The 21,100-nt window shown below is 32.6% G+C and carries 23 protein-coding genes; 16 read left to right on the top strand and 7 right to left on the bottom strand.

Translation table 11 applies throughout. The features are described 5' to 3' along the window. Window positions 1–205: 205 nt before the first annotated feature. The 6 genes from ACFEL1_RS04170 (at window position 206) to ACFEL1_RS04145 (ending at window position 5,528) form a co-directional block, all read left to right on the top strand. Window positions 206–1,357, top strand: coding sequence for a deoxyguanosinetriphosphate triphosphohydrolase (locus tag ACFEL1_RS04170; RefSeq protein ID WP_341761873.1), 1,152 nt, complete (start codon window positions 206–208; stop codon window positions 1,355–1,357). Window positions 1,358–1,360: 3 nt separating this feature from the next. Continuing rightward, window positions 1,361–3,094 (top strand): arginine--tRNA ligase, encoded by a 1,734-nt coding sequence (gene argS / locus ACFEL1_RS04165; RefSeq protein WP_375331512.1) that lies wholly within the window; start codon window positions 1,361–1,363, stop codon window positions 3,092–3,094. Between the two features lie 24 nt (window positions 3,095–3,118). Continuing rightward, window positions 3,119–3,907 carry an SPOR domain-containing protein gene (locus ACFEL1_RS04160; RefSeq protein ID WP_375331511.1) on the top strand — a complete coding sequence of 263 codons (789 nt, stop codon included), beginning with the start codon at window positions 3,119–3,121 and terminating at the stop codon, window positions 3,905–3,907. Window positions 3,908–4,072: 165 nt separating this feature from the next. Continuing rightward, entirely contained in the window at window positions 4,073–4,510 is a 438-nt protein-coding gene (locus ACFEL1_RS04155) for a hypothetical protein (protein ID WP_375331510.1), read from the top strand. A 42-nt stretch (window positions 4,511–4,552) separates the two neighbouring features. Continuing rightward, the gene (gene dut / locus ACFEL1_RS04150) at window positions 4,553–5,017 is read left to right on the top strand and encodes a dUTP diphosphatase (protein WP_375331509.1); all 465 of its coding nucleotides are present in this window, start codon (window positions 4,553–4,555) and stop codon (window positions 5,015–5,017) included. A gap of 22 nt (window positions 5,018–5,039) precedes the next feature. After that, window positions 5,040–5,528: an IS110 family transposase gene (locus ACFEL1_RS04145; protein ID WP_375331508.1), complete on the top strand. Its 489-nt coding sequence runs from the start codon at window positions 5,040–5,042 to the stop codon at window positions 5,526–5,528. A gap of 67 nt (window positions 5,529–5,595) precedes the next feature. On the opposite strand, the gene ACFEL1_RS04140 is transcribed toward ACFEL1_RS04145, so the two are convergent. Beyond that, the gene (locus tag ACFEL1_RS04140) at window positions 5,596–6,300 is read right to left on the bottom strand and encodes a winged helix-turn-helix domain-containing protein (RefSeq protein ID WP_375331507.1); all 705 of its coding nucleotides are present in this window, start codon (window positions 6,298–6,300) and stop codon (window positions 5,596–5,598) included. A 471-nt stretch (window positions 6,301–6,771) separates the two neighbouring features. Here ACFEL1_RS04140 and rpsF point away from each other — a divergent pair, with 471 nt between their 5' ends. The 7 genes from rpsF to ACFEL1_RS04105 all read left to right on the top strand — a co-directional run bounded on the left by rpsF (window position 6,772) and on the right by ACFEL1_RS04105 (window position 11,287). Further along, window positions 6,772–7,140 carry a 30S ribosomal protein S6 gene (rpsF, locus tag ACFEL1_RS04135; RefSeq protein ID WP_341748149.1) on the top strand — a complete coding sequence of 123 codons (369 nt, stop codon included), beginning with the start codon at window positions 6,772–6,774 and terminating at the stop codon, window positions 7,138–7,140. 27 nt (window positions 7,141–7,167) lie between these two features. Further along, the gene (gene rpsR, locus ACFEL1_RS04130; protein WP_341762193.1) at window positions 7,168–7,452 is read left to right on the top strand and encodes a 30S ribosomal protein S18; all 285 of its coding nucleotides are present in this window, start codon (window positions 7,168–7,170) and stop codon (window positions 7,450–7,452) included. Between the two features lie 13 nt (window positions 7,453–7,465). Then, a complete protein-coding gene (gene rplI / locus ACFEL1_RS04125) occupies window positions 7,466–8,020 on the top strand; it encodes a 50S ribosomal protein L9 (protein WP_375331506.1) in 555 nt (184 codons plus the stop codon). A 124-nt stretch (window positions 8,021–8,144) separates the two neighbouring features. Continuing rightward, window positions 8,145–8,459: a hypothetical protein gene (locus tag ACFEL1_RS04120; protein WP_375331505.1), complete on the top strand. Its 315-nt coding sequence runs from the start codon at window positions 8,145–8,147 to the stop codon at window positions 8,457–8,459. Then, window positions 8,422–8,871, top strand: coding sequence for a hypothetical protein (locus ACFEL1_RS04115; protein ID WP_375331504.1), 450 nt, complete (start codon window positions 8,422–8,424; stop codon window positions 8,869–8,871). Before ACFEL1_RS04120 ends, ACFEL1_RS04115 begins: the two co-directional genes overlap by 38 nt. A 92-nt stretch (window positions 8,872–8,963) precedes the next feature. After that, a complete protein-coding gene (locus tag ACFEL1_RS04110) occupies window positions 8,964–10,025 on the top strand; it encodes an IS110 family transposase (RefSeq protein ID WP_375331503.1) in 1,062 nt (353 codons plus the stop codon). A 650-nt stretch (window positions 10,026–10,675) separates the two neighbouring features. Beyond that, window positions 10,676–11,287, top strand: coding sequence for an HD domain-containing protein (locus tag ACFEL1_RS04105; RefSeq protein WP_342279012.1), 612 nt, complete (start codon window positions 10,676–10,678; stop codon window positions 11,285–11,287). Between the two features lie 3 nt (window positions 11,288–11,290). On the opposite strand, the gene fabF is transcribed toward ACFEL1_RS04105, so the two are convergent. From fabF to ACFEL1_RS04085, 4 genes are all read right to left on the bottom strand, one after another. After that, complete coding sequence (gene fabF, locus ACFEL1_RS04100) at window positions 11,291–12,550, bottom strand: beta-ketoacyl-ACP synthase II (protein ID WP_375331502.1); 1,260 nt, start codon at window positions 12,548–12,550, stop codon at window positions 11,291–11,293. A 17-nt stretch (window positions 12,551–12,567) separates the two neighbouring features. Further along, window positions 12,568–12,837: an acyl carrier protein gene (acpP, locus tag ACFEL1_RS04095; protein ID WP_341761657.1), complete on the bottom strand. Its 270-nt coding sequence runs from the start codon at window positions 12,835–12,837 to the stop codon at window positions 12,568–12,570. A 203-nt stretch (window positions 12,838–13,040) separates the two neighbouring features. Further along, window positions 13,041–13,949 carry a TerC/Alx family metal homeostasis membrane protein gene (locus tag ACFEL1_RS04090; protein WP_375331501.1) on the bottom strand — a complete coding sequence of 303 codons (909 nt, stop codon included), beginning with the start codon at window positions 13,947–13,949 and terminating at the stop codon, window positions 13,041–13,043. A gap of 64 nt (window positions 13,950–14,013) precedes the next feature. Continuing rightward, complete coding sequence (locus tag ACFEL1_RS04085; RefSeq protein WP_341761659.1) at window positions 14,014–14,586, bottom strand: YqgE/AlgH family protein; 573 nt, start codon at window positions 14,584–14,586, stop codon at window positions 14,014–14,016. Window positions 14,587–14,769: 183 nt separating this feature from the next. On the opposite strand from ACFEL1_RS04085, the gene ACFEL1_RS04080 reads away from it, so the two are divergent. The 3 genes from ACFEL1_RS04080 to ACFEL1_RS04065 all read left to right on the top strand — a co-directional run bounded on the left by ACFEL1_RS04080 (window position 14,770) and on the right by ACFEL1_RS04065 (window position 18,221). After that, window positions 14,770–15,462 carry a CvpA family protein gene (locus ACFEL1_RS04080; RefSeq protein WP_342279009.1) on the top strand — a complete coding sequence of 231 codons (693 nt, stop codon included), beginning with the start codon at window positions 14,770–14,772 and terminating at the stop codon, window positions 15,460–15,462. Then, window positions 15,455–15,577: a hypothetical protein gene (locus ACFEL1_RS04075; RefSeq protein WP_341761661.1), complete on the top strand. Its 123-nt coding sequence runs from the start codon at window positions 15,455–15,457 to the stop codon at window positions 15,575–15,577. Before ACFEL1_RS04080 ends, ACFEL1_RS04075 begins: the two co-directional genes overlap by 8 nt. A gap of 394 nt (window positions 15,578–15,971) precedes the next feature. Beyond that, window positions 15,972–18,221 (top strand): hypothetical protein, encoded by a 2,250-nt coding sequence (locus tag ACFEL1_RS04065; protein WP_375331500.1) that lies wholly within the window; start codon window positions 15,972–15,974, stop codon window positions 18,219–18,221. A gap of 664 nt (window positions 18,222–18,885) precedes the next feature. On the opposite strand, the gene ACFEL1_RS04060 is transcribed toward ACFEL1_RS04065, so the two are convergent. Together ACFEL1_RS04060 and ACFEL1_RS04055 are read right to left on the bottom strand one after the other, a co-directional pair. Next, the gene (locus ACFEL1_RS04060) at window positions 18,886–19,458 is read right to left on the bottom strand and encodes a malonic semialdehyde reductase (protein WP_375331499.1); all 573 of its coding nucleotides are present in this window, start codon (window positions 19,456–19,458) and stop codon (window positions 18,886–18,888) included. Between the two features lie 560 nt (window positions 19,459–20,018). Further along, window positions 20,019–21,089, bottom strand: a complete 1,071-nt coding sequence (locus ACFEL1_RS04055) for a hypothetical protein (protein WP_342278213.1) — start codon at window positions 21,087–21,089, stop codon at window positions 20,019–20,021. Window positions 21,090–21,100 lie beyond the last annotated feature (11 nt).

Genomic DNA, 21,100 nt, shown 5'->3' with positions numbered 1-21,100 from the left:
TATAAAGACCATTAGAATAATCCTAAAAACCTAATTTTGCAAGAGTTTCATTTAAAAACCTTGAAAAGCTTGCTAGGTAATTCTATACTGGCTTTGTTATAAGGAAAAATGCACTCTTGAAGCGGCTGACGCGAGTGCATTTTAACTTTTTTCATCATTCGATGTAACTTGTTACATCGAATTCAAATTAAATAGGAGTTAATATATGCTTGCTTCATATGCAGTAGATCCAGCCAAGACTAGGGGGAGATTGTTTAATGAATATCCTACATCTTATAGAAATGAATTTGAACGAGATCGGGATCGCATAATTCATTCAAAGGCTTTCAGACGTTTACAATATAAAACTCAGGTTTTTATTAATCACGAGGGGGATCATTATCGGAATCGCCTTACTCATTCGATTGAAGTTTCTACGGTTGCACGTTCTATTGCTAGAACCCTTAATTTATCAAGTGATTTAGCAGAGACTATAGGTCTTGCTCATGATCTTGGGCATACTCCTTTCGGTCATGCAGGGGAGATAGCACTAAATAAATGTATGGAAGATTATGGTGGATTTTCCCATAATGCTCATTCATTAAAGATTCTTACTAAAGTAGAGAAAAGATATGCGGCTTATGATGGATTAAATTTGACATGGGAAGTGCTAGAAGGAATTGTGAAACATAATGGTCCTTTAATAAATAATATACCTAAATATATAGTAGAGTATGATTTACAACATAACCTTGATTTAACTCATTATTCTTCAGCTGAAGCCCAAATTGCTTCGTTAGCTGATGATATTAGTTATATTTCCCATGATTTAGAAGATAGTATTGGTGCCAAGATTATTGACTTTAATCATCTAACGGAAATTAAATTTATTGATCAATATGCTTTTGAAATTAAGTCCCAATTTGAAAATATAACAACATCTCGACTCATTTATGAAGTAGTGCGTAAGTTGATCAGCGATTTAATTGCTGATTTACTGCTACAAACAAATAATAATTTACAAAAACAGAAAATAATCACAACCGATGATATACGCCATCTTGATTATCAGCTTGTTAATTTTACTGACAAAGCAAAAGAGCGTATAATGGAAATTAAACAATTCTTGTATGATAAAGTATATAGGTATAATAAACTGACCTCTATAACTTTAAAATGTCAGAAAATTGTACAAGAGTTATTTAGAGTATATATGGATAATGTTGATTTATTACCATTTAGTTGGAAAGAATTAATTATACCAGGGGATATAAAATCTAAGGCTGATATAGTAGCAGATTATATAGCTGGCATGACTGACCGCTTTGCTATTCAAGAATATCAGGCTCTTTATTCCTTTAATTCTAACAATATTTGATTTATGAATATATTTAATAAATTACGTGACGATATCATTAGTGCAGCTAGACAAATATGCGATAATGAAGATGTGTTAAAATTGGCGGCTATAGAAATTCCTAAAGATAATCTCAATGGTGATCTTTCAAGTAATATAGCTATGATTATCGCTGCAAAACAAAATATTAAACCTAAGGAACTAGCTATTAGATTTAAGGAAATATTAACGCCTCTTCCATATATTGCATCTATAGAAGTTGCTGGTCCAGGATTTATTAACTTTACTATCAAAGCAGATATGTGGCATAACTCTATCAATGACATATTGTTGGATAAGGAGAATTTTTTTAAGATTAATTTTGGTAATAATCAAAAGGTTAATATTGAATATGTATCTGCAAATCCAACTGGTCCTATGCATATTGGTCATGCTAGAGGTGCTGTTTATGGTGATGCTTTAGCCAAAGTTCTAGATAGTACTGGCTATATTGTTACCAAAGAATATTACCTTAATGATGCCGGCTCTCAAGTGGATGACTTAGCTAATTCAGTTATTTTACGCTATAAACAAGCATTAACAAAAGAAGAGATCGTAATACCAGAAGGGCTTTATCCTGGAGAATATTTGGCAGATATTGGACAAAATTTGGTGGAAAAATTTGGTAATAAATTATTAACAATGGTCGATAGGCAACGTCATGAACTCGTTAAGGATTTTGCAATAGAAGAAATGTTAGCTATAATTAAGCAGGATTTAAAGGAGCTAGATATTGAACACGAGGTATTCTTCTCGGAAAAGTCACTGCATGATAGTGGTAAGATTGATGAAGTTGTACAAATGCTTACTAAAATGGGACTAATATATGAGGGGCAGTTGCCCCCCCCTAAAGGTAAAATAGATGAATCTTGGGATTCAAGAACTCAGAAATTGTTTAAATCTACGGCTTTTGGTGATAATCAAGATAGACCAATAGAAAAATCTGACGGTAGTTGGTCATATTTTGCCTCTGATTTAGCTTATGCTAAGGATAAAATAGATCGTGGTTTTGATCATCTAGTTTATATTCTAGGTGCAGATCATTGTGGTTACGTAAAAAGAATTGAGGCAATAGTTAAAGCCCTTGGTGGAGAAAAAGTTAAAGTTGATGTTAAGATTTGCCAGTTAGTAAATTTTGTTGAAAACGGTATCGCTATAAAAATGTCAAAACGTAGCGGTAATTTTACTAGTGTGCGAGATGTAACAAATGAGGTAGGTAAAGATATAATAAGATTTATAATGCTAACCCGTAAAAATGATATTGCTCTTGACTTCGACCTAGTAAAAGTAAAAGAACAATCAAAAGATAATCCTGTATTTTACGTACAATATGCTCATGTTAGGACAATATCTATACTGGAAAAAGCTAAAGAATCCATGCCAAAAGCATATGGTAAATTCTTAGAGAATGAGTATGACTTGTCGTTACTTTCCAGCGAAGAGGAAATAGAAATAATTAAACTTCTTGCTTCATGGTCAAAAGTTTTAGAGATTTCGGCAAAATATTTTGAACCCCACAGAGTAGCTTTTTATCTGATTAATTTAGCTTCAAAATTCCATGCTTTATGGAATTTTGGCAAAGAAAATAATGATTATCGGTTTTTAATTGAAGATAATATAGAGTTAACCACTGCTCGGCTTGCTTTAGCAAAGTCTATTCAAAAGATTATAAAAGTTGGTTTTGATGTTATAGGGGTAACGCCTATGAATAAAATGTAATGAAGTATTGTAATTTATAAGTTGATGACTAACCGCACTTTACTCTTACTAATTATTTTCTCAATAATTAGTGGTATTACCTATTTAGTTTATACTAATTACAGCCGAAATAGTGGCCAAGTAGTAACAATTTACCCTGATCCATCACCTACAAAAATTAAACCACAAGATAGTGGGGGGATAGTGATACCAAATGCGAATAATATAATTTATGAGAGTTTACAACAAAAAAAGACCAATAAACCTGTAATATTACAACCTGAACCGGAAAAGCCATTAAATATCGCTAAACAAAAACTAGCAGAAAGTGATGAAGAACTTGACTCGATAGACACGATTTTATTTAGTATAGTAGAAACTGATCAAGCTAAGTATGAAAAACACAAACTAAGTAAAGATGAAGAAGAAACGGAAACAATTTTGCCTAATATAATAAAAAATGACTTGGTGCAAAAAGAGAATTTAATAGAGCAACAATCTAATAATAAAGCTGGTTTAAATGTCATAAAAGTTACTGAATCACATCGCAAAATTGATGAAACACAGTTAAATAAGTCGAATCAAGGTGGTTATAAAATTCAACTAGCCTCGGTAAAATCTGAATCAGAAGCTAACCAAGAAGGAGAAAGAATCAAAAAAAAATATGCAAAAATTCTTAATAATACAGTAATAACTATCAAGAAGGTGCAATCTGATAAAGGAAATTTCTTCTATTTAATATTAGTAGGTAATTACCAAAGTATAAGCCAAGCTAAAGTGATTTGTAATAAACTATCTGACAATCAGCAAGGTTGTATAATCACTAACCGTTGATGTATTAAAGAAATAGAAAAGTTAAAATAAAATAATAAATATATGAGTGAAGAAGTAACTGATATTAACCATGCAATATAGAATAATTGTAGAAATATAAATAGTTCAGTGCTATAACTGTAAGATGAGTTGGTGTTCTGTTTATTGATTTTTTTAGGGTAATGAATGTTTAGTAAGTATGTAGTTAATATTTTTCTTTTTATTATAATGCTAATTTTATCTAGTTGCTCTGTCTATAAAGCTGCTTCTAATGAAGGTATTTCAGTATCAGATATAACTAAATGCCAAACGAAAGGTTGTTTTCTATCTCATGGTATGGAAATCGTTGATCGTCATCAAGAAGAAAATGGAAAATATATGGAAACATATAGGGCTATGGCAAGAAAATCTGGTTTGAATTATTTAAGAGCTGCTGGGCATGGAGTACTTGATGTTGTAACTCTTGGAGTATGGGAAGTGGTACTCCAGTTGAAGGGGCTATATCTAATAACCGAGGTTATATTACAGCTAGGGTTACTTATCCGTATAAAGAGGCAGAGAAGCTTGAAAAGATCGAAATTTATGATGCCAATGGTAAGAGGGTTAAGTAAAGTTGGAGTCTAAGTAATCAAGCTGATCAATATCATACCAAAAAATATTATATTTATGAACATTAAAATTAAAAAATTAGAACATTCTGCAGATCTTTTGCCTAGTTATGCTACTGAGCATAGTGCTGGTATGGATTTAATAGCAGCAAATATTGAACCAATAACTATAAAATTACAAGAAGTAAAGTTAGTCCCCACTGGAATTTGTATAGCATTACCTAGTCATTTAGAAGCTCAAATCAGACCAAGATCAGGTTTAGCACTAAAACATGGTGTTACCGTGCTGAATTCACCTGGTACAATTGATGCTGATTATCGTGGTGAGATAAAGGTAATTTTAATTAATCATCATCCTAAAGAAGATTTTGTAATTGAGCGTGGTATGAAAATTGCTCAAATGGTTATTGCTAGGTATGAGCAGATCTTATGGGATGAGGTTGATTCGTTAGATGAAACCTCTAGAGGTTCTGGTGGATTTGGTTCGACTGGGAAATTCTGTACTAGTTACGACTTAATCTGACAATAAGTAATAATCAGGCAGCTTGATAAGTAATAGCCAAGTTGTCTTATCTGAGTTAATTGTTGTCTTTGAACCTACTGGTGGATATGAACATAATTTAAGAGAATTTTTAAAAGTAAATAAATTGCCTTTTGCTACAGTACACCCTAATAAAGTGCGTAGTTATGCTAAAGCTAAAGGATGGCTTGCTAAAACTGATAATATCGATAGTAAATTGTTGCATGATTATGCAACGTGCTTTGCTTTACCAGTGAAGGTTACTTATGATAGTAATAGCCAACAACAGTTACATGCTTTATTAAAAAGAAGAGAACAATTATTTCGAAGAGTTCTTTATATGGCTGCAGTAGCTGCCTTACGATGTAATAAGCACCTACGCAATTTTTATGACCACTTAATTGCTAAACATAAACCAGCAAAAGTTGCTCTTGTTGCTGTTATGCGCAAATTACTAGCTTTTATGCACTCTATTGTAAAAAATAATTCTTCCTGGAATGAAAATTTATGTTAAGTTACTATTTTTTTATTGACTTCCATTACGGATGCTCAGGTTAAATAGATAATTTTTTACTTTAATTCTAAGAATTTGGCAAATCAAGGCAATATCCTATAGCACGGATCGTTTTTATAAATACCTCAGATTCTTTATTTTTTAGAGATGTTCTTATTCTATTTATATGTACATCAATAGTACGTAGGTCAATAGCTGTATCTCTGCCCCACACTTTGTCTACAATATCTTGACGGGAAAATATTACTTTAGGTGCTTTGATAAAAAGTTGTAAAATCTTAAATTCTGTTGGTCCTAAACGAATTATCCTGCCGTTATTAGTTACTTTATAGGTAGTAAGATCCATACTTACTTCCTTATATTTTATAACTTTATCTTGTAGAATTAAATTAGATCGTCGGAGTAATGATCTTATTGAAATCATTAGCTGATCTGAAGTGAATGGTTTAGTAAGAGAAACAACAAAGTTATTATCTTCCAAAGTATAATTAGACGGAGATTCTCCGGAATGTAGCAAAAAAATTATTGGTACTTTCTCTAAACCATTAATTTCTCTTAGTTTAGTTGCTATTTCTGTAGCAACTTTATCTTGTACCATTGAATCAACAATAATTATATCAGGGTGATTTGCAATAGAGTAGGCTATAGCTTTTTCTATTGTGTTAGCCTTAACAAGATTAAACCATGCTCTCTCTATGACATTAGATAAAGAAACGTTAATGCTTTTAGTTGATTCTATAATAAGAATTCTAGGTGGTAATTTATCGAACATTTTAAATACTAATTAAATGAAGACTTTAGGCATGACTAAATTCTTCTTTGTATACCCAAATGATTGAGGGATTGGAGCATAAAACAAGGTATAAGCATGCTAAACGTACATGTAAGTAATGTGAAGTACGCGAATCCTCAAAGTTTTTGCTGAGTCAATTTTTAAAGTAAAAAGAGTATAATTCAGTTATGCAAGAGTCTAATGTTACATTATTGTGAATTTATTGTAATGATATTAATTTGACTTTTTAAAGTGCAATATTATCGAATTAATTAATAAATTTCTACTAAATTTATTAATATAAGTCTACTAATTTAATTATTTATTTACAATCCGTGTAAAACGGTTATATTTTTGCAATCAAAAGGTATTAGTGATTTATTAATTATGCTCTATAATAAAGATAACACTTGAATTAAATGTTTTTTATTGTTATAAATGGCTTTATTTTGTAGCTGGAGATTCTTATATATGGCTTTTTACGAATCAGTTTTTATCATACGCCAAGATATTTCGTCTGCTGATGTAGATAAAATTACCGATGACTTTACTAAAATTGTTAAAGATAGTAACGGTGAAGTTATTAAAACTGAATATTGGGGTTTAAGAAGTTTAGCCTATAAAATTGGTAATAATAAAAAAGGACATTATGTTTTTATGGGGCTTAAAACTGATTTTTCGGTAATAAATGAACTGGAAAGGAAAATGAAGCTAAGTGAAAATATTATTAGGTTTGTTAATATCAATGTTGATTCAATAAGTGCTGAACCTTCGCCGATTCTAAGAAGTAAAGGTTCAGATCATGAAGAAATAGTTGATGTAACAATTAATAAAGACTAAATAGTAATAAAATTGGAAAAGATTAAAATGTTTGAGAATGATGCTGTTGACTCTCAGTCAATGACTAGAATGGCTGATAGAAATAATAAAAGAGTGTTTTTTAGAAAACGTAAGGGATGTCCTCTTTCTATTCCAAATGCTCCAGTAATTGATTACAAGAACCCTGATTTGTTAATAAAATTTGTATCAGAAGGTGGTAGAATGTTGCCTAGTAGGATTACCAATGTATGTGCCAAAAAGCAAAGAAAACTGAAGAATGCTATAAAAATTGCTAGAATCCTAGCGTTGTTGCCTTTTGTATTTCAAATTTGAGCAGAGGAATAAGATGGAAGTTATTTTGATTAAACCTGTAAGAAAACTTGGAAAGATTGCAGAGATTCTTAAGGTAAAAAAGGGGTTTGCTCGTAATTATCTTATCCCCAAAAAATTAGCAATTAGGGCAACAGAACCTAATAAACAGTTCATAGAAGCCCAAAAACATGATCTTGAAACGAAGGAGCTAAAAATAAGATCTGAGGCAGAAGCTATTAATAATGTTATAAGTGGTAAGGAATTAATATTTATTAAGCAGTCTGCTGATGATGGTCGGTTGTTTGGTTCAGTGAATAATAAAGAAATTGCTGAAAGTTTGTCTAAGGCTTCTTTGCACTTAATATCACATTTAAGTATAGTTCTTGAGAAACCGATAAAGTCAACAGGTGTATTCGTGGTAGAGGTTAGGTTGCACGCTGAGCTTAGTACAAATATAACGGTAATTGTTGCAAGGTCAGAATCTGAAGCACAAGATTACTCAAGGAACAATAAGCAAGATACTATTGACCCCCTTGAAAGTTCTGATCAACAAGAAACCTCTACTCCTAACGATGTGGAGCAGATATAAGGTTTTGTCGCATTTGTAAATCGTGTTCTAACGAAAATTGTAAAACCTTAGATTTTGGACATTATGATGCCATGAGCATAACAAAATTCTCAAAAGTAGAAAAATTATTATTAGCTCCAGTAATTTGTCTTTTTTGAATCATATGAATATTTTCTATACCAGTAATGGTAAAAGATATATTTTAAGAAAAAATGGTTCTATAGCCCGAAAAGTTGAGTTTGATAGGAATAACCGAGTTGAAAAACTAGTTAGCAAGGTGGAAGAACGTAATATATATGTATCAACGCATAAGAAAGCAAAGCCAAAAACCGGTTTAAATAATATTCAAAAAATTGCCAAAGAATGGCGGATAGATAAATTTATCAACCTAAAATTAGACGGCAACCAAATAGTGGTTGAAATTGATCAAGATAAGAAAAAAGAGTTGTTATGCGATTGAAACACAGATTGAAATTAAACTGATGAGTAAAGAATTGGTTGATAAAGCTTACCATAATTTACATGAAGTAGAATCGAATTTTAGCAGTATGAAGACAGGATTACTCGAAGTAAGACCGATCTTTTTAAGGAAAAGCAACAGAACGAAGGGACATGTATTTGTTTGCATGTTGGCATTAAAAATATGGCACTATATGAAAAATAAGTTGAAACAAGGTTGTGGCGTAACCAAGGATGGTAAATATAATGTGACCATTGAGGAAGCATTAAGAGAGCTGGATAAAGTATGTTTTTTATATTACACAATCAAGGGTTGCAAAGTTGCAAGATTACCAAAATTAAGCGAGTTTCAACAAAATTTATTCAATTTATTTGATTTAACGATGCCCCAAATGACAAAATCTGCAAAATGATAAAATAATGGTATGGACCTCCTGATATACAGAATGAAAAGCAGTTGCTAATCTTCTAAAGTTAATATTAAAATAACAATCAGGAGGCTAAGATGGAAGTTACCACAATTGGTATAGATATTGCAAAAAGAATTTTCCAAATTCATGGTGTAGATAAAAATGGTAAGACGGTATTAAAGAAAAAATTAATGAGAGATCAAGTTTTAACATTTATGGCTAATTTACCAAAATGTTTGCTAGGGATGGAAGCTTGCGGCGGAGCTAGTTACTGGGCAAGAGAAATAACTAAATTGGGGCATACAGTAAAACTAATGGCAGCACAATTTGTCAAACCGTATGTTAAAACTAATAAAAATGATCAAGCTGATGCAGAAGCTATATGTGAAGCGGTAACAAGACCAAATATGAGGTTTGTACCAATTAGAACTGTAGAACAACAAGATATTTTATCAATTCATCGAGTAAGAGAGAGATTGGTAAAAAATCTTACTGCCCTTGCTAATGAAATTAGGGGTCTACTACATGAATTTGGTTTTATTATTCCTCAAGGGATCAATAAGGTTATGACAAAATTAACCGAGATTTTAGATGAAGGAAATTTAAGCCAGCTGGGTTATCAAACATTTAGTGAACTGAAAGAGGAATTTTTGGATAATGACAAAAAAATAAAAGAGATAGAAAAAAGATTAAAAATAATAGCTAGCAACTTAACTCAATATCAACGATTAACAGCTATACCTGGTCTTGGTTTAATTACTGCTACTGCTTTAATAGCATCAATAGGTAATGCTACAAGTTTTGAGAATGGTAGGCAATTATCGGCATGGTTTGGATTAGTGCCAAGGCAGCATTCCAGTGGAGGGAAAGATAAGTTGCTTGGAATTAGCAAGCGAGGTGATGTTTACTTGCGTACTCTATTGATCCAAGGAGCTAGAGCTGTACTAAATGCCAAGATAAGATTTACATCGGAAGAACAAAAATCTAAAAAAGATTTTAGCAAATTTACGCAGTGGATGTTTAATTTATCTGAGCGAAATGGACATAATAAAACAGTAGTTGCTGTAGCTAATAAACTGGCAAGAGTGGTGTTTGCAGTACTAAGGTCAGGGGATGATTATGTAGAGAGTAAAGTTTGTAGCACAAAGCTATTATAATTAACATAAAATAAATAGTGGTTTATTAATTAATAGGTAAACAAAGAATATGTAAGAGATTCCAACCCGGAATATGCGTGAGATAATAATATTGATGGTAAATAAGACAAACCTTAGCTTACAAAAAAACTGATGACTACAATGGCTCTTTGAAGCCGATAAAATGATAAGTATATAGTAAATTTGTAAGCCAGCGAATTCCATCAGGGCTGTAGGATAAATTACACATAATTTATTAACTATAAGCCGGATACATGTATGCATTTGCATTTTTGCTATTAGATGTTATTTTTTTCTTGCATTTTACAGGAGGTTCATACATGTAGTCAGTAACAAAAATTTAATTTTCTGTCCCACACGCCGTATACTAACCTCGTTTTATGGCACAATTTTGATCCTATCCATCTCGAAGATAAGTAGCTATTTATACAACAAAGTTAAGAAATATTTATTTTCATTACCTAAAAAGTAATAAATCTTTGCAAATACCTTAAGTTTTAGTTTAACCTATAAGTTAGGATATCAAAATATTGAGGATTTTTATGGAAGGCATTAATAATAGTTGGCTAAAGTTTGAATCATGTGATTATGCTGATAGCTTACTTGCTAAACTCTTTCAGCTGAATAGTAAAGTAGATTAACCAATAGATATGAACATTGTTAAAAAAGCCATCTATTACGCCAAAGAGTATCATGGAGAGCAGAAAAAACAAACAGGAGAACCCTATTACTCACATCCAATAGAAGTGGCGTATATGCTTGCAGAGTACGCAGCACAAAATGATAAGCAGTACTTTAGAACCGATTTAACTGTAACCGCTATATTGCATGATACCATTGAGGATACTAAACTTACCAAAAGCAAGATTGCCTATATCTTTAGTGATCTAATTGCTGATCAGGTAGAAAAACTAACTAGAGTTAAGTGTGACAGAAAGATTAGCTCGGCAGAAATCATGGAATTATTATGGCAGCAAAAGAGATATGATATCATAATGATTAAAATATTTGACAGAATTCACAATTTAGAAACTGTTGGTATAAAATCTCCAGAAAAGATTAAGAAGATAATAGAAGAAACTTTTAAAAATTTTATAAGTATTAGCATGTGTTGTGGAACAAAACAACTAGAAAATATATTAACTACTTTATGTTACAAACATTTACCAATTACTGAATCCCCCTTAGAGCTTACAACAATTATCCAACATAAATACCAGCTTCCTACTCCAACTTTTGAAAATGATACAAACCAAAAGTAAATCCTATACTTTCCTAATAATTAAACTAGCATTAGTTCCTCCAAATCCGAATGAATTAGAAAGTACATAACTAATTTTTGTATTTCTAGCTTCTAAAGCAACTAAATCTATTTTTGCTTCTGCTATCGGTTTATGCAAATTTAGAGTTGGTGGAGCAACTTGGTCTCGCATAGCAAGAATTGAATATATTAATTCCACGCTACCAGCTGCCCCAAGCAAATGACCAATAGATGATTTGGTTGACGACATAAGAACATTTGGGTTAGCATCCAAAAATAATTTTTGAACAGCCGTTAACTCTATAGCATCACCAACTTGGGTAGAAGTGCCGTGGGCATTGATATAATCAATAAGACTTGCATCAATTTTTGCATCTTTAAGAGCATCAGACATAGATCTATAAGCACCTCTTCCATCGGGATGAGGTGAGGTCATATGATAAGCATCGCCAGTAGAACCATATCCAATAATTTCAGCATAAATCTTAGCGTTTCTAGCACAAGCATGCTCATATTCTTCAAGTACTACAACACCTGCTCCTTCTCCCATTACAAATCCATCACGATCTTGATCCCATGGTCTTGATGCAATTTCAGGCGTAGAATTATATTTAGTAGATAATGCCCTTGCGGCAACGAATCCAGCCACTCCAACCGGAGTGACCGGTGCTTCAGCCCCACCAGCAACCATAACATCTACATTACCGTATTGAATCATACGCATAGCATCCCCTATAGCATGAGAGCCAGTAGAACAAGCTGTAACGACAGCCTGATTTGGTCCGGTAAATCCGTATTTAATGGAAACATGACCTGAAAGGAGGTTAATTAATGAGGAGGGGATAAAAAATGGACTAACTTTGCCATTATTTTCTTTATGAAACTTTACGGATGTTTCTTCGATCATCCCAAGTCCACCTATTCCTGAACCAAGTATTAAGCCGGTCCTATCTCCAGATAATGCATCTTTTACTTTCCACCCGCTATCCTCGATTGCCTCAGTAGCTGCTCCTATACCATATTGAATGAATAAATCCATCTTATGGACATTGCGAGGGTCAATAAATTTTTCTGGGTTAAAGCCATTATCTGTTGAGTGATCCACTGTACCCGCTATTTTACAGGCAAGGTTAGAAGTATCAAATTTTGTGATTGACTTGATACCACTGCGACCCTTTATAATACCTTCCCAAGAGGTCTTTACATCAATTCCTAGTGGTGTGACAAGCCCAATACCGGTTATAACAACTCTTCTAGTCGACATGATTATTTATTAATTAGTTATTTTTTTATTATGTACTGTACAACATCAGAGACAGTTAAAATTTTACTTGCATCTTCATCTGGTATATCACATTTATACTTTGCTTCTATTGCCATCATTAATTCAACTGTATCTAAACTATCTGATTTAAGATCCTCAACGAATCTAGATTCAGGAGTGATTAAATCCTTCTTTACTTTTAATGTGTTAGCGACGATTTCAATAACCTCCTGTTCGACAATATCTTGCTCAACAACATTTTGTGTAATATTTATATTTTCACTCATAATTAGAACCTCATAACATAAATTAAATTTAGTAAAACACTTAAACTCTAGCCACTTATAATGACTTGTATGGAATAAACATAATCTATACATAAGTAAGCTTTGAATAAGACGATACAATAATTCCAAACTTCTAGCACAAAAAAATATTTTATGCCAGTGTAAAATTTCTTTAGTTCTTAAATTGAAATATTACTAATAGTTTACAGTTTAGTATACACTCCTTTTCTGATAATAGAAGCAATAATACCAAGCAACAGAAGAGTAATAGTCATAGCCAGTGCAGCGTAAGATGGAATCTCAATAAAATGTTCAGCGAATATTTTTATGCCAATAAATATTAATATTAATGCTAGCGAATATTTTATATAACTAAATTGCTCAACAATATTAGCTAAACATAAGAATAAGGCACGTAAACCTAATATGGCAAAAATATTAGAAGTATAAATTATGTAAGGATCCTTAGTGATAGCAAATATTGCTGGTATACTATCAATGGCAAAGACAATATCCATGATTTCTATAATTATTAATGATGCAAGAAGAGGCGTAATACTTAACCTATTGTTAGTTTTAATAAAAAATTTGTAACCGGAAATTTTAGGAGTAAGATTAAAGTATTTTTGTAGAATTCTATAAATATACGATTCCTCTACTTTAAAACTTTTTTTTGCTATATAAAAAGTTTTGATGCCTGTAACTATAAGAATAGCTGCAAAAATATATAATAACCAAGAGAATTTCGAGATAACAATGACACCTAGATATATAATTATGGCTCTAAAAACAATGACACCTAGAATTCCCAAGAATAATATCCGATGCTGATATATTAAAGGAATAGAGAAAAACTGAAAAACCATCAATATAATAAAAATATTATCCAATGACATAGCTTTCTCTATAAAAAAGCAAGTGTAGTATTCCCGGGCTTTTTCTCCTCCCATATCAAAAAAAATGAAAATACCGAAGAGGCATGCTATAATTAAATAAAAAAGGCTAAAATAAATAGTTTGGCGGAAGCTCATCACTTTATTTTCTTGGTTTGCAAAACCAAGATCGTAGATTAGTAAACCTGCAATCACTGTACAAAAAACAACCCAAGTCAAGATTCCCTCCATAAACTACTATAATAACTTGAAGAATTAATTCTCAAGTTTTTATGATCTGATGTTAAGCATTAGCCATTCGTGAAGTAAAGTGGGATTCTTTGATACCGAGATTGTGTAAAGCATTGTGCCACTTATTCTCTGGATGATCAGAAAAAATAAATTCTTTATCACACTTTGTTATTATCCACAAATTCTCCTTAATCTCTGTTTCAAGCTGCCCTGCTTTCCAAGCAGTGTATCCAATAATAAATAAACTATTTTTAGGGCCATGACCAGAAGCAATATCATGAGGGATTTTAGGATTAGAGCTAACTGCTAAATGATTCTGAAACTTCAATAGTAGATTTTCGTTATAATCATCAGAATGTAGGAAGAATCCGCGTTCATGCTCAACTGGTCCTCCTAGATATATAGGCATCATAATGTTACTATCTATTTGATCATCAGATATTTTAAAAAACGATTTTATCTCTATATGATTCACTAAATTATTGAAAATTAAACCCATTGCTCCTTCTGCTGTATGAGACAGCATATAAATAAGTGATTTATTAAATATACCCTCAAGCATGTAAGGAGTAGCGATCAGAACCTTACCAGATAAATTATCAAAAATCTTATCGTTTACACTCATAATGTTTATTGTATTTTAAAATTTATTAACATACTAGCTTTTAGATACATATAATGTTAAATTACGGCTATTCAATAGACCTCTTTTGAAACTTTATCTGAGAGGTTTAATAAAAATTTTGAACATGATAGTAAATATACTCAACTTCTGTTCTAAACTTAAAGTAATTTTTGAAAAAGTCTAATGTTTACTTGGTTTGACATAATAATACTGGCAATTATTACTACTTCATCGATGCTCGGGGCATATGGAGGAATAATAAAGCTTACTATTAGCTTACTTGGCTTTATAGTCTCAATTCTTTTTGCCTATTACCTATCTCCATATACTATTTCCATTATTACTCGATATTTTAATAACCACATTGCATTGGTAGTTACCTCTGGGATTATTTCCTATATTATCTCTCTAATCATATGCTCTTTTGTAACCCGTAAATTTCTTTTGATGATCTCTATTATAAGTGGTGGGGTCATTGACAGATCTATAGGCTTAGCCGCAGGCATGTTTAGAGGTATGATTATTTGTTTATGTATCTTCCTAGTCCTAACAATTTTCTTTTCTGACAGTTACTTACAAGCAGAAACCCTAAAAGACGTTATACAAAATACTACTATTGATAAATATCCAAAATGGCTTAAGGAATCTGTGACTACATCGTATCTAGATAATTTAAGTAAAAATCTTATAAGAACTTTACCACAAGATAGTTTGGAATCCATTAAATTACCTAAAAAATCAAAGATTATTGATACTACAAATGTGTTAGAAAAATCACAATCTCAAGAATCTCCCAATAAAGTAAAGCAACTCCCTGAAGATCTTATGCAAGAACTTGATGAAGTATTATCAAAAAAAGTGGAGAATCATGACTAGGCTATTGAATAACTATAGTAAAAAGAGTTATATTATTGGTAGATATTTTCAAGATATAGCTAATCATGAGTTTGTTCAAGAGCAAAAATTTGTTGTCGAATATAAGGTAATTTAACCTAAGTTCGATGTAACAAGTTATCAGTATTAGACTTCTTTCGAAACTCTACTTCTGCTGGTGATTTGTACGTCGATGCGGTACTCGAATCCTCACGTACATTAGAGTACGCTGCGGGTCGAGATTCCGCGTCTCCTTCAAATCCCTCAGCATAAGCGAGTTTTGAAAGAAGTCTATTATCTCTATTAGGGGTGACATCGAGGCTATTAAACCGATGTCTTACATCGGACTCAGGTTACATTAATGCTATCTAGACTAAGTTATTTTACAAAAAAGTTCTTAAATATTAAAGTTTGTTATTATTTGCTTGACATTAGTTAACAGATATTATTCTAATACTATCTTATAGTAAATAAATTTTTAATAATCTGTAATATAACTGGAGAGAAAAAATATGGGACGTATTAATAATGGAGATTGGGTTAATCAGCATCGGAAGAGTCAAGGGAAGTTTCTGAAGGAACAAGATATTGAAGCATACTTATTTAATAAAAAGCTGAATAATGGGAACAACATACAAGGAAATAATAGACTAAACACAGATGACTTACCTAATATTCCTGCCATATTGGATTATGAACCTAATCTTTCAAGGCAGAATATTATAGAGCCTATTGATGGAGGTAAAGCACATACTCCTACTACACAAGCTTTTTTGACTGCTCTTACCGCCCTTTCTGCCATTTCTTCTAGTATTACCGTTTCGTCCAAGAAAGCTATCTCGGCAGATAATCAAAATAGCTTATTGAATAGAGTAACAAGTCCCACTGAGGTAAGTAAGACGCCTGTTCTTTTTGATACTACTCCTGCAACTACTTCAACTAGCCAAAACCATAACAAATCAAAAGGCTCTACAAAACATAATGATGACCAATCTCTTATTAGGGGAAAACGTGCAGTAGGTGATGGTCTTATACTACATGATGCTAATGGTAATATTATACTACATGGTAATGGTAGTAAGTTAACTTTCAGCTATGATCTAAATACAGAAATGCTCAAACAACAACTCGAAAATAGTAATATTACTGAATTATATCTATGGGATGTTGGGGTTGATCCCCAAAAAGCACAAGAGATTGGAAAAATTCTTAAAGGGAGTAAGGTTAAAGTATTAAGTCTAGTACATAATAAGATAGGAACTACAGGAGCAATAGACTTTGGAACAATGCTTACAGGTACTGAAGTTACTACATTAAATCTAGCACATAATAGAATAGGTGATGAAAGAGCAATAGATATTATAAAATCACTTAAAGAAGGCAATACTAAGGTTAAAGTAGTAAATCTAGCAAATAACAAGATAACTGATAAAGGGGTAAATGATCTTATACTAGAACTTACAGGTACTAAGATTATTGAAGTAGGTCTAATGGGAAACAGAGGTATAGAAGGTAAGGCATCCAAAAAACTCTTAAAAGAACTCTTAAAGGTACTAGAATGCAATAAACATATTATTAAAGAGTCCTACACTTCTACAATGGAGTCTAGTACTACTGAGGAAGAGTCTTCCAAAGATATATCCGGCAAGCGAGAGAAGCGTGATATTCGTACTACTAATAAGCCTCTTCCTAAGGAAAAGTCTATTGCTTCTACTACAGAGCAGTCTACTGTTCCTACTACGGAGGAGTTTAGTACTACTGAGCAAGACACTACTACTATTGAGGAAGAGCTTACTACTGCTACTCCTGAGGAGTCTACTACTACGACAGAGTCTGCTGTTACTACCATGAAGTCTACTGTTCCTACTACGACAAAGTCTGTTGTTACTACCGTGAAGTCTACTGTTCCTACTACGACAGAGTCTGCTGTTACTACCGTGAAGTCTACTGTTCCTGTTACGACAGAGTCTACTGTTACTACTGTGAAGTCTACTGTTCCTGCTACGAAGGAGTTTAGTACTACTAAGCAAGACACTACTACTATTGAGGAAGAGCTTACTACTGCTATTCCTGAGGAGTCTACTACTACGACAGAGTCTACTGTTACTACTGTGAAGTCTACTGCTTCTACTACGGATGAGTCTATTGCTTCCTCCACTGAAGATATTACTGAGCAAGGGACTACTACTCCTATTATGGAGAAGTCTAGTACTACTACAAAGAGGGTTACTACTTCCTCTACTGAAGGTTCGACTACTACTGAGCAAGAGACTACTGTTCCTACTACGGATGGGTCTAGTACTACTACGACAAAGTCTACTGCTTCCTCTGCTGGAAATCCTACTACTGATTCTGCTACAGTATGGTCTAATCCTCAAAAAACTACTACTCTTAAGGAAGAACTTACTACTCCTAAGAAAAATCTTACTGAGAAATCAGAACCAATTGCTGCTGGTGTAGTTGCTGATTCTACTACAGAAAAGCATACTCCTAAGGAATCAAATCCTAATAATCCTGCTAGTAGCACAATGTCAATAGGAGAAATCTTAGGTCTGATATCTTTTGCTGTAACTACTATAGGTGCTGTTGGAGGTACTGTTGGATGGGTTATCAAGAAGTTTTGTGGTGGAAATGTAAGCCGTTTTGACCATGAAGCATTAGCATTACCTGAATTATTATTAGAACTAGACAATCGTTTAAACAATAATGAAGATACATCATCTTTAACAGGTATAACAGTTAACGATGACATGGATATCTAAAACTAGGGTAATTTAACCTCAATTCGATGTGAGACATAGGTTTAATAGCCCGGTGTCACCCCATAACTGTTGAAAGTTAAAAAATCGTCATCGCGATGAGCTTTGTAAGCCCTAAACCGTCATTGCGAGGAGTCGCTGTAAGCGACGACGTGGCAATCTTGTGAAGAAGAGCTTACTTCATGAGATCGCCACGGTGTATCGACGCCTCGCGATGACGATTTTTAACTTTCAACAGTTGTGAATGTTACCCCTGCGTAGGTAGGGGCTGACAATTAGCCCTAAGTTTTTATTGACATTTACGAGTAAGTGTTAGTCAATGTTTTATTGCTAAATAACATTGATTAACTTAAATAATCTTAATATTGTTCAGCTTAAAGTATTATATTTGATATATTACAATAACCTATATGGTTAGATTTTTTTAGGATAACTATAGTAATCACTTTACTCAAATCCCTTGACTTCTCCTGTTTTTCCTGTCAATAAAAACTTAAGGTTAATTGTAAGGGTAGGGGTGACATCGTTTTTGGTTCTGTAAGTACCATATTAACGTTGGTGTTTTTGATCCACGCAATAAAGCCTTCCTACCTACGTAGGAATAACATCGATAGTAGCTAAATGTATGTTAAGTTACTATTTTTTTATTGACTTCCATTACGGATGCTCAGGTAATCTTACAGCACTCATTGAAATCGAGTCTTGGTAGCCGTGGGAAAGGGGCATCACCATCTTTGTAACCAATATTACATATGAAATTTACTTGATAAGTTGAATTGCTAAAGAAAGTACTATTTATAGCGTCTTTATTAAACCCCGACATAGGACCACAAGCTAATCCCTTACTTCTCGCAACAATCATCAAGTAAGCTGCTTGCAATGATGAGTTGCGAATTGCGGTATCTAGGGCAATCTGCTCAAAAGAAGCAAAATAATCTTTTATACTTGCATCATGAGGAAATAACTTGGGCATTAATTCATAAAACTTAGTATCAAAAGCAAAAATGGCTGTAACAGGTGCTGACTTAACTTTTTCAACGTTACTTGGAACTAAGCATCTGTACAATTTATCTTTTTCAGCTGAACTCTGAACAAAAACAATTCTCAAAGGGCAGCAATTAGCTGAAGTAGGACCAAGTTTTGCTATATTATAAATTTCTTCAAGTAATGCTCTATCAACTGGCTTATCCAAAAATTTGTAACAGGTTCTATCTGAAAATACTTCCTTAACATTTTTCATAGTAATACCCCCTTAAATTTACCATTAATTCGATATAACAAGTTATACTCGATAATCAAGTTTTTTTCTGAAGGCTACAATTCATGGTAGTTTATGTCATTCCCGCACAGGTAGCGAAATCTAGAATGTCTAAAGCACCTTTTCTGTCTGTTTCTTTAGATTCCCGCCATTGCTCATAGGTGTCAACTTAAGAGCGTAATGATTGAGCATGTATAAGTAAATCAAACCTAAACGTCATTGCGAGAAGCCGCTGCAAGCGGCGACGCGGCAATCTAAGATACGCGAAGCGTTACTCTAAAAAACAGCTTCGCTGTTTATTTGGATCGCCACGGCATCTAACGAGTCTTGCTATGACGGCTGTGTTTAATTTGTTTATACATGTTCAATTATTACGCTCTTAAGTTGACGCCTATGCACCATTGCTAGAATGACATTAGTGATCCACGTAGGCAAAGCTTACGCGGGGATGACATCTTCTCGACTTCTTTTCATGATTTTTAAACTGCCATGAATTATATAACTCAATAAAAACTTGATTATCGAGTTATATCGAACTCTTGTTAACTTTCAGTGTTGTTCTCTTCTATAGCCTCATCTACTTTACTATCCTCTAGTTTAAACTCAAGCAAATTAATTGAACCTATATGTATACCATTATCAGAAAACTCAATATCAAATTTCACCTTTTCATAAGTTGCTAATTCATTATCATCTGTCTTAACTACTCCAGATAAAGAAGAATCAACAGCTTTCTCAATGATAGTTTTGACCATTTTTTTAGGTAATAACAAATTGTTAGGAATCAATTTATCGATGATATCATGGTAATTAGTTAATTCAAAAGATAATTTACCTTTTGGTAACTTACTATCAGAAAATTGTAAGAACCCTACCAAATCTACTTGGGCATTATCATCACAAGAAAAAACTAAACGATCGATATTTAAATTTCTGATAGAATTTGTATCTTTACCTTGGTTAGTAGCAATATTGATCAGTGTAGCTAAATCAAGCTGTGCTGTTTTGAAATTAAAAAAATCTTCCCCCGCAGAGTACAACAAACGTAATTGTAGAGCTATATTTTCACCGTTCTGAGATTTTGCCTTATTGATTAGGAAAACTAAATCAGCAATATTAAAAATTTCCTTATCTTCCTGAATGAAGGATAATAATTTATTGTTAACTTGCAGAAACTTTACGATAGATTTAAAACTATCTCCATGGGATAATTTATATATAGGTTTATTAAATTTAACTAGTGCTGTAATATATTCCTTGGACTGAACACTATACTCTATTAATTTACCATCAAAATTCTCTTGTTGTTTTATCCCTTGTTCTCCTAAAATCAATCTAGCCTTTTTAAAACTAAAATCAAACAAAAATGTCATTTCCTCAGTAGATATTTCTTTAGAATTAACATGATCGATAAATTTTATTTTTGGCTCGACTAAACGAATTTGAAAGCGAATAGGAAAGCCAGAAACTTTGATTTGGCTATAAGATATTTTAGTATTATCTGTCTCTGAATTCTTTATAGTATTTACTATATTGCTTTTGATAGTATAAGCAATGCCAAACCATATTATGGTGTAAATTAAACAAATAAAAAACAAAATTTTACGTATCACTCTATATACTC

Source organism: Candidatus Tisiphia endosymbiont of Oplodontha viridula (genome assembly GCF_964264865.1).
Lineage (GTDB): Bacteria > Pseudomonadota > Alphaproteobacteria > Rickettsiales > Rickettsiaceae > Tisiphia.
This window is presented reverse-complemented; position numbering and strand designations above follow the sequence as displayed.